Raw genomic sequence first — 9,160 nt, 5'->3', positions numbered from 1 at the left:
TGTTGTTGATAACGTTCGGATCGGTATCCGCCCAAAGTCAAGGGAAGCAAAATTATGTGTTGCAGGGAACGGTTATTTCTGCTGTAGATAAGAAGCCATTACAGGCTGTATCCGTGCGTGTTGAAGCAGACAATGTGAAGACGTCGACCAAGAAAGATGGCTCTTTCAGTATTGCTGTAGTTCAGCGTACCGGCAAAGTGAAGTTCACCTCTGTCGGCTACAAAACCCTAGAGCTGGATTATACTGTAGACTCATCATTGCATGTGCAACTAAGTACTTTCGAAAATCAACTTGACGAGGTAGAAGTGGTGTCTACAGGATACCAGAAAATACCAAAAGAAAGAGCGACCGGAAGTTTTGTGACCATCGATCGGGAACTCTTGGATAGACGCGTATCCACCAATATCATCGATAGATTAGAGGGCGTTACAAGTGGTCTGGTATTTAATAAGAGTATCCAGCCTGGGGAAAATGAATCTCCGCTCAGTATTCGTGGGCGAAGTACGCTGTTCGGGAATACCAAGCCACTGATTGTCTTAGATAATTTCCCTTATGAAGGGGATATTGATAATATCGATCCAAATAGCATCGCGAGTATCACTGTACTGAAAGACGCTGCTGCCTCTAGTATCTGGGGAGCCAGATCAGGGAATGGTGTCATTGTGCTCACTACTAAGCAAGGTAATGCTAATCGCCCCCCGACCATAAACTTTTCTACTTCGGTCAATATTGGAGCAAAACCTGATCTGTATTATTATCCGAGGATGAGCAATACGGATTACATCGAAGTGGAGCGTCAGCTTTTTAATAAAGGGCTTTTTAACGGTAGAATCAACAGTAATCCGCGACGACCGCTGTCGGATGCTGTAGAACTGTTTTTAAAGGAACGAAATGGCGAATTATCCGCTACAGAAACGCAGGCAGCATTAGAGCGTTTGGCCAGCCATGATGTGCGTAAAGATCTAAATCGATATTTTTATCGGCCAAGTGTCAATCAGCGCTACGGAGTGGATATCTCTGGTGGCGCTAAGCGTATTCGTTACTATTTTAGTGTGGGGTATGACCATAACCAGGAAAACCGGATACGTAACGGTATGGAACGTGTCACCGTTACTAATCGCAATCATTATACCTTGATTGAGAATAAGCTGGAACTCAGTTCCACGATTGCACTGAGCACGCGCAAGACCGATAGGAGCAGCAATGCTGAATCGGCACTCTCTGCTTGGCCTTATCTGTATGCTAGATTGGCTGATGAATCAGGAAATGCCCTGCCCATTCCTGTTACCCACAGCTTTTCCTATACAGATACGGCAGGACAGGGCATGTTGGACGATTGGCTTTTTCGGCCTTTGGACGAGCTGAACTTGAGAAGCAATACAATTAACTTGGTCGACTATCGGATCGGGTCGACTTTGAAATATAGCCCGATGAAAGGTCTTAGCACAACTTTGCTGTACCAATACTATAGTGGCAATGAACGAACTGAGAAGTTTAATGATGCGCAGAGCTATTTTGTAAGGGATATGGTCAATCAGTTTACTATGTTGGATCTAGCTGGTGGTCAGGTACTGAAGCATGCTGTCCCGAAGGGTGCTATCTTGGATCGTAATTCGGATCGATATGTGTCGCACAATGTGCGGGTATTGGCAGAGTACCAGCTCCGTCGGGATAAATCTGATCTGGTAGTATTAGTAGGAGCAGAGGTGTCGGATTTTGCGACCCAGACGGATGGCTCACGATTGTATGGCTATGATGAACGGAATGCGACGAGCCTCGCTGTAGATCTGGTAAATACGTACCCAACATTGCCCACTGGTAGCGAACTCAATATTCAAAATCTTGCTGAGCATAGTTTTGCTTCAGACCGGTATGTGTCTTACTTTGGTAATTTTTCATATACGTACGATGGAAGGTACACGTTGAGTGGAAGTGCCCGGAAGGATGCTTCTAATTTATTTGGTGTTAATGCGAATCAGCGGAGCGTACCACTTTGGTCTACCGGTCTGTTGTGGGATATCGGCAAGGAATCATTTTATGGTATTGATGCATTGCGAGCCTGAAGTTGCGGGCTACCTACGGCTATAATGGCAATGTAGATAAGAGCGTATCGGCCTATACTACAGCTAGAGTTGGGCCTATGGCCAACCGATATGGAGCGAATTATTTCACGGTTCAAAATCCTCCCAATGCTGATCTGCGCTGGGAGCAGATCGGCATGCTCAATATTGGACTGGACTTTGGAATTCGCAATCAACGTCTGTCTGGCAGTGTGGAGTATTTTCTAAAAAAAGGAAAAGATCTGATGGGGAACAGACCTTTACCACCAAGTGCGGGCATTACTCAGTTCAAAGGTAATAATGCCAATCTGAGCACTTATGGGCTGGATGTGCAGCTCAATAGTATAAATAGCACTGGAATCTTGCGGTGGAATACCAATGCTTTATTGAGCTTGGCCAAAGATCGGGTGACGAAATATTTAGGAAGACCGCCGAGTCCAGCTTCATATGTGCAGAATAATTTTTCATATCCTTACCAGGGGAAACCTTACAATTCCATATTTGCGCTAAAATGGGCCGGACTTGATCCACAAACGGGTGCACCCGTGGGTATAAAGATGATGAGATTTCCATGGACTATACTCGTCTTGTAGGAGTGACCGATGAAAGTGAGATTATATATTCTGGAAGGGGAAGGGCTGGTGTATTCGGTGCATTACGCAATACCTTCGAGTATTGCGGAGTGGAGCTTTCCTTTAATGTCACCTATAAGCTCGGCTTTTACTTTAAGGCCCCTTCGTTATCTTATCGTACGTTGCTTATCGAAGCTGGTGGAACTCCTTTACAACTAGGATATGAACGGCGCTGGCAACAGCCTGGGGATGAGAGTCGTACCCATGTTCCTGCATTCTATTATCCTGTAAACAATAACCGTGAGGTTTTTATAGCCATGCTGAAGTGCATGTGCAACGTGGTGATCATATTCGCTTGCAGGATGTGCAGGCTTCTTACAGAATAAAAGCAAAGGGTAATTCTTGGTTAGGAGAGATGAAAGTATTTGCTTATGCGAATAATCTTGGTGTGCTATGGAAAGCTAGTGATACCGTACTGGATCCAGACTTCCTCAGAGAAACACCGCCACCATTCTCATTGGCATTAGGGTTAAGTATTGGATTTAATTAGTTAAAAAGATGGAAAATAGATTTAGATACAGCTGTTTAATAGCACTGGTTGTGTTGGGTGTGATGCATGCGTCTTGTACCAAGACTTTTGGACAAAAAAACAAATTCCAGTATTGTGGTACCCACACGTTTGGAAGAGCTAAGGGGACTGTTGGATAATGAAGGAGTTGTATTTGAGACGCCCTTATTGGGAACACAGTCATCTGATGAATATTATTTTAAATATGAAGACTGGTTGGCTATGAACCCGAAAGAACGTAATGCTTATATCTGGGCAAAGGATGTTTATGAAGGACAGGCTTTTGCGATTAAAGATTGGGATGTACCTTACCAGCAGATATTCTATGCCAACATCGTTCTCGAAGCCTTTAGGGTAGGCACTGTAGATTCATTGTCCGATGAAGCCCGCTCAATAATGGGGAATGCTTATTTCTTGAGAGGAAGGGCACTGTTCAATCTTGCCGAGGTTTTTGCCATGCCATATGACAAAGCAACGGCGACAAATTTACAGGGGATACCTTTTAAAAGTAGTCCGGAGGTTGGTATCCCTGCCAAAAGAGGTTCGCTAGCGGAGACTTATGTCCAAATTATGGCAGATATGAAAAGTGCAATGAACCTGCTCAGGGATAAAAGTTTTTTAGAGAATAAATTGCGCGTGAACAAGTTAACGGTATGGAGTTATCTGGCAAGGTTCTCCCTGTCGATGCGCGATTATCAAGGTGCGCTGCATTATGCAGATAGTGCATTGGCTACTTATGATCACCTGATTGATTATAATGGGATAAGTCCTACACAGATCAATCCTTTTCCTGCTAACAATCCAGAGACGATTTTGCAAAGTAGGATGATATCGGGGATTTCACATATTTCCACTACGTCTGGAACATTACATGTGGATTCAAACCTATATGCTTCTTACGACATAAATGATTTAAGAAAGATACTATGGTTTCAGAATGTCAGTGGACGCATTCGCATGAACCGATCATATGCTGGACTTGTACAGTTCTTTAGTGGAATGACGACCTCGGAACTATTGTTGGTCCGAGCAGAGTGTAGAGCTAGGTTGAATCAGTCAATAGGAGCTTTGGAGGATTTGAATAAACTACTTGTAAAGCGTTATAAATCTGGGACATTCAATCCGATTACCTTTTCAGATCCTGCTGTACTGTTGGACAAGATTCTTTTGGAAAGGAGAAAAGAGCTGATATTAAGGGGGCTACGCTGGAGTGATATTCGGAGATTAAATCTAGAAGGACGTGGAATCGTATTGACACGAAAACTTAAAGATGACCGTTACGAACTTAAACCAGACGACCCCAGGTATGCCCTTCCGATTCCTGATGCCGAGATCGAATTGTCTGGTATGGAGCAAAATAAACGCTAATAAATAACTAACACAATCAGTAATGAAAAATTCAACAATATATAAGAGGCGATTGTATCTCTTATTTTTATAATACATCTATTTGGATACCTGTCTCCTTTGCTTGCTGCCCAGTATGTGGAGGGTGATCACTTTAAAATCAGTGGACGAATTCATATTGAAGATTGCGACAGTGTACAGCTCCAATTGCACACCTATTATCTTCCTTTATCGATCAACTCTTTCCAAAAGATTGTTGTTCCGGTTATTGACGGTCTATTCGAATATGAAAGTGATATTCCGATCAATGCTAACCGTCCTTTCAATCTGGGGATATATCTGTATGTGAAAGATCGTACAATGGGACTTTTAGAGGTTAGAAATCTGTTTTTAGCATTACCGAATGACCAAATAACGCTTGATGTAGGAAAATCTGGTGTAACGTTTTCTGGGCAGGGCTCTGAGAAATACAATGTGAGGTGGGCATTAGATCGTTTCGTTTTGAAAACCTTGTTTAAGGGAACTATAAAGGAAGTACTGGGTGGAGAGGATGGCTCTGGAAAACTGGCTATTTTAGAGGCGCAACATGACTCCCTATATCAGGAAAAACTTTACTACATCGAAATGCATAAAGATAGATTAACACCTGCAGAATATCGGATGCTGAAGTATGACGCTCTGGGTATTCGACAGCGTATGTTGCTCAGGACTATCTCAATACTTGCTACGACCTTAGGGGCAAAAGATAGTTTATTGAAAGCACATTATATTGCTCACTTTCAAAAAATGTACCATGATTTTGAACCGGACACAGTAGATTCGGAACTAAAAGCCTATGCACAGAATTTCGCTGAATATCAATTTGATGTCATTCATCTCCAACATGCCTTGAGTCGGGGAGGAGGTCATAATTTTTACTTTGGTAATGAAAGTGAGGTATATCATTATATCAGGGAAAACTATAGTGGACTGTTAAGAGATAAGATGCTGGTGATGACTGTACAACGATATAGTGCCATGGATCATGATAGTGAATTGTTAAAGGAAGCGTGTAAGGATGTAGAAGATGATTATTTCAATCGTCTGGTATGCCTTAGTTTATATCGTGGAGGTATTGGAGCCAAAATTCCAGCATTTGAACTGATCAATACTGCTGGAACAGTTCAAACTTTTGTTCCTGAAAAAGGAAAAATAACTTTAATAGATTTTTGGTATACGGGCTGTGGTGCATGTGCTCTGCTATCTAGTCACCTGCATTCCTATTTAGATTCAATGCAGAACGTGTCCGATTTTCGACTGGTTTCAATATCAATAGATAAAAATAGAATGAAATGGATAAACAGTATAGAAAGTGGTAAATACACGCATCCTTCAGCACTAAATTTTTATACAAATGGATTGGGATCTAGGCATCCCATGACGATGTATTTTAATATTATTGGATATCCTAGATTTCTATTGATTGATAGGGAAGGAAATATCCTTTCATCATATGTTTATCCAACGCTTCAGAATATATCTGGATTAGTTAATAAAGCATTAAGAGGTATTTAATCACATAAGGCGGTATTCCTTGAATACGCCTTATGTTTCGAATTTGGAAAATAGTGACTTAGAGTGGTTGATACTCTCCTCGTTCTGGTGAAGCATCAGTTAACCCTCTATCATGAAAATAACAGGCGGTTAGCTCAGTTTCACTGCATGTCCATGCTCCAGGTGTACCTGCGGGCGCATCTTTCAATGCTAGATCTACCGGAATTGGATTAGGTGTTCCATTGTCAATGAAAACTGTTGGTGCTTTTGTTGTCTGTCCTGCTGCAATGGCACTCCCAATTGCAACAACCATAGCTAAGGCAGCTACTACCGTTTTGAATGTACGCATAGGCGTATAATTAAGTTAATTGTTCTCTCCATTTATTTTATCAGGCTGTCGAGATTGACCTGTATTGGAAATATTAAGTATTCTATTGTTGAGCTTTTTGTACATGTTGTCTACCAGAGGATAGATTACGATCATCGGTTTATCCTCCTGCGAACGCATTAGGTATAATGCTGTCAAACCTATTGCGATAAAGCTCACGTTAAGGAAAAGTTGCTGTTTCCAGGAGAGATCAAACAACCCTGCGCATGAACAAGGATATCCTGTGCCAAATACATTGTTTAAAATGAGTATGATGTATACACCTAAGATGACCAATAAACCTATACCGATGGATAGTGCTATCTTTCGCTGTTTGCCAAATGCAAGCCATAATGCGATAATGCCCATTGTGGTGGGTAGCCCGTAGGCTACTGGTGCAGCAAGCCAGTCCCAAAAGGGCATACGCTCCATCTGGCCTAAAAATTTGGGCATCTCACTCCATTTGTTGATGGCTGTAAACAGGAATGCTAAAATATAGATCCCCGAAATTGTGTCAATGATGTATGTTCTTGTTTTCATGTCTGCTATATTTTTCCTGTTTACCAATAACCCGTTAAGTTACTGCAGTTCGATTTCATGTCGCTTTTTTTACGCAACTATTTATTAATCAGTTATTTATATTTTATTATTTGGTTTTTGTTCCTTATCTTTGTTTTACCCGTTTATAAATTTATTGTCTTCTATATATAACTATCCCAACTAAGGGAAATGTACTGTATGTATTTTCAAGTAGTTGTTAAATACTTGATTGTCAAGTATTTTATTTTTATTAAAAAGTTTGGGATAGTAGAGGAATGGACATAAAACCTAAGACATGGTAAATGAAGCATTTAGAATATTAATTGATGATCCGGATCTGGGACTTCGGCTTATCATGGAGCTACATGGCCCTGAGTTGGTGAAGCAGATAAGCCGTTGCATCCAGAATGATGATGAATTGGTAAAAGATGTTTATCAACTTACCTGATCGGGATATGGACGGATCATAAAAAGATAGGGGAATTGGAAGATCCTTTTGCATGGATAATGGTCATTGCCCGAAATACGGCACTTAGTACGCTTCGGTCCGAAAGAATACGACTAAAAGAACCGATTGAAGATCATGAAAACCTACGCAGTTCTGAACAGGCCGATACGGATCTGGTCTATAAAGAGACGCTCGATGAACTGCTGCAGCATGTAAAACAGCTTACACCACGGGAAGAAGAAATTTTTATAGCCTCTAAAGTGGACGGAATGGATAATAAGGAGTTGGAAAAAGTCCATAACCTCACGCCTCAACACGTCAGGAACTTGATAAGTTCTGCAAATAGGAAGATCAGGAAGCTACTAAAGCGCTGGTCGTAACAGTTAATGGAGTTATTCATACAATAGAACAATACACAATGGGACACACAGATATCAATATAAAAGAGTTAATCAAACAGCAGTTATTGGAACAGCTAACTGCGGAGGAAGAGAAGTTGTTGGAGTGTGAGAAGATTCGGTATACTGAAGATGAATATGAGCTTATGGTTATTGAGGTGTTGCGGGGACTGGGCGGACAACTGCCCAAAGGTATTCTGCAGGATTGGCAACCAGATGTTGATGCGATCATCGAAAAAGCGAAAGCCTTAAAAGCCGAAAAGGAAAAAGTGGTTAAAGTACAAAAGGAAGAAAAAATTTACTTGGCTGTTTCCGTGGCTGCACTCTTATTTTTTGGACTCGCTACGCTAATTTATTTTGCTTTAAGGCAGGAGGTTACGTATGTTCTTCCAGCTGGAAACAACAGTCTGCACTTTGCTAATGATGGAGATATTCCTTCTGAGGAGTCTTCCTGTATGCTTCTTGTCGGTAAGTCGACCTGGATTAAAGTTTACCCTGATCATGTCGGCAGAATCAAGCAGGTAGGGGATTTATTGATCAGCAGGACAAAAGAAGGGGTGTTGAAAATTGAGAGAACGGCGGGGAATCATGAAACGCCAACGATCGCAAATCTGGAGATCTACACGGAAGCGAGACAGCAATGTGTACTGGAGACTGAAGATGGTACGCGTATCAGGATGAATGCACAGACCTGGGTGCGTTACCCGATAAAGAAAAGGGATATAGCTTATATTGATTTGATAGGTGAGGCTTATGTTTCAACCAGTGAAAAAACATTTATTGTTAGTACTGTGAAAGGTAAAGTGACTTCGACTTCGAGTGACTTTGTGATTAAATCGGTAAAAGAATCAACCAAGATCGTACTTAATAATGGAAAGTTAGATCTATACGCGTATAATCTTAAGAAAAGTAAGAGACTGCATAGTCCTCGCGATCTTGGGGTCCTGATGGCCGACTGGTTGGATAAATCCAGTGTGCCTAAAGACACGCTATTCCGTATGGAGGATATGAATTTTGAAATGGCAAAAATGTGGACCCGTAAAGTCCGCATGTATGAAAATATTCCATTGCGTGCTTTTGTTGAAGAAATGAGCCGCTGGGAAGGATTTACAATCAAGCAATGGGACTGTCTTCCGAAGAATAAGTTTATCACAACATCTGTACATTATCAGAGTGCTAAAGAAGAGGTTTATAGTGCTATCAAAGATGCAGGTGTGCTTTTATACGAAGAAAATGGAATGCTCAGTTTCTGCCCAGATGATAAAAAGAATAAGATCGCAATGACTGAAAGGAGGAAACATAATGAGTAATTATAAACATTTTGTAG

The 9,160-nt window shown here is 41.3% G+C and carries 10 protein-coding genes; 8 read left to right on the top strand and 2 right to left on the bottom strand.

Going from position 1 to position 9,160, the window contains the following annotated elements:
* The 5 genes from L950_RS27300 to L950_RS22445 form a co-directional block, all read left to right on the top strand.
* Positions 1 to 2,063 (top strand): TonB-dependent receptor plug domain-containing protein (locus L950_RS27300; RefSeq protein ID WP_156169818.1); only part of this gene is annotated, 2,063 nt, incomplete at its 5' end.
* 2 nt (positions 2,064 to 2,065) lie between these two features.
* Positions 2,066 to 2,653: a TonB-dependent receptor gene (locus L950_RS27295; protein WP_031286969.1), complete on the top strand. Its 588-nt coding sequence runs from the start codon at positions 2,066 to 2,068 to the stop codon at positions 2,651 to 2,653.
* A gap of 310 nt (positions 2,654 to 2,963) precedes the next feature.
* Positions 2,964 to 3,182: a hypothetical protein gene (locus L950_RS27290; RefSeq protein WP_031286967.1), complete on the top strand. Its 219-nt coding sequence runs from the start codon at positions 2,964 to 2,966 to the stop codon at positions 3,180 to 3,182.
* An 87-nt stretch (positions 3,183 to 3,269) separates the two neighbouring features.
* On the top strand, positions 3,270 to 4,568 hold the full coding sequence (locus L950_RS22450) for a RagB/SusD family nutrient uptake outer membrane protein (protein ID WP_197086642.1): 1,299 nt from the start codon (positions 3,270 to 3,272) through the stop codon (positions 4,566 to 4,568).
* A 117-nt stretch (positions 4,569 to 4,685) separates the two neighbouring features.
* Positions 4,686 to 6,101, top strand: a complete 1,416-nt coding sequence (locus L950_RS22445) for a TlpA family protein disulfide reductase (protein WP_156169816.1) — start codon at positions 4,686 to 4,688, stop codon at positions 6,099 to 6,101.
* 58 nt (positions 6,102 to 6,159) lie between these two features.
* Here L950_RS22445 and L950_RS22440 read toward each other — a convergent pair whose 3' ends face one another.
* Both L950_RS22440 and L950_RS22435 read right to left on the bottom strand, forming a co-directional pair.
* Positions 6,160 to 6,429, bottom strand: coding sequence for a hypothetical protein (locus tag L950_RS22440; protein ID WP_021187975.1), 270 nt, complete (start codon positions 6,427 to 6,429; stop codon positions 6,160 to 6,162).
* Positions 6,430 to 6,444: 15 nt separating this feature from the next.
* Positions 6,445 to 6,987, bottom strand: a complete 543-nt coding sequence (locus L950_RS22435) for a MauE/DoxX family redox-associated membrane protein (RefSeq protein WP_021187974.1) — start codon at positions 6,985 to 6,987, stop codon at positions 6,445 to 6,447.
* Positions 6,988 to 7,282: 295 nt separating this feature from the next.
* Between L950_RS22435 and L950_RS28965 the strand changes: the two genes are divergently transcribed.
* From L950_RS28965 to L950_RS22425, 3 genes are read left to right on the top strand one after another with little or no spacing between them, the layout of a single operon-like run.
* The gene (locus tag L950_RS28965; protein ID WP_021187973.1) at positions 7,283 to 7,435 is read left to right on the top strand and encodes a hypothetical protein; all 153 of its coding nucleotides are present in this window, start codon (positions 7,283 to 7,285) and stop codon (positions 7,433 to 7,435) included.
* A 35-nt stretch (positions 7,436 to 7,470) separates the two neighbouring features.
* Positions 7,471 to 7,815, top strand: a complete 345-nt coding sequence (locus L950_RS22430; protein WP_231577799.1) for an RNA polymerase sigma factor — start codon at positions 7,471 to 7,473, stop codon at positions 7,813 to 7,815.
* A gap of 38 nt (positions 7,816 to 7,853) precedes the next feature.
* Positions 7,854 to 9,143 (top strand): FecR domain-containing protein, encoded by a 1,290-nt coding sequence (locus L950_RS22425; protein ID WP_021187971.1) that lies wholly within the window; start codon positions 7,854 to 7,856, stop codon positions 9,141 to 9,143.
* Positions 9,144 to 9,160 lie beyond the last annotated feature (17 nt).

The sequence above is a fragment of the Sphingobacterium sp. IITKGP-BTPF85 genome (assembly GCF_001006065.1).
GTDB classification, from domain to species: domain Bacteria; phylum Bacteroidota; class Bacteroidia; order Sphingobacteriales; family Sphingobacteriaceae; genus Sphingobacterium; species Sphingobacterium anhuiense.
Note: the sequence above shows the minus strand (reverse complement) of the source record. Positions and strands in the feature narration are given on the sequence as shown.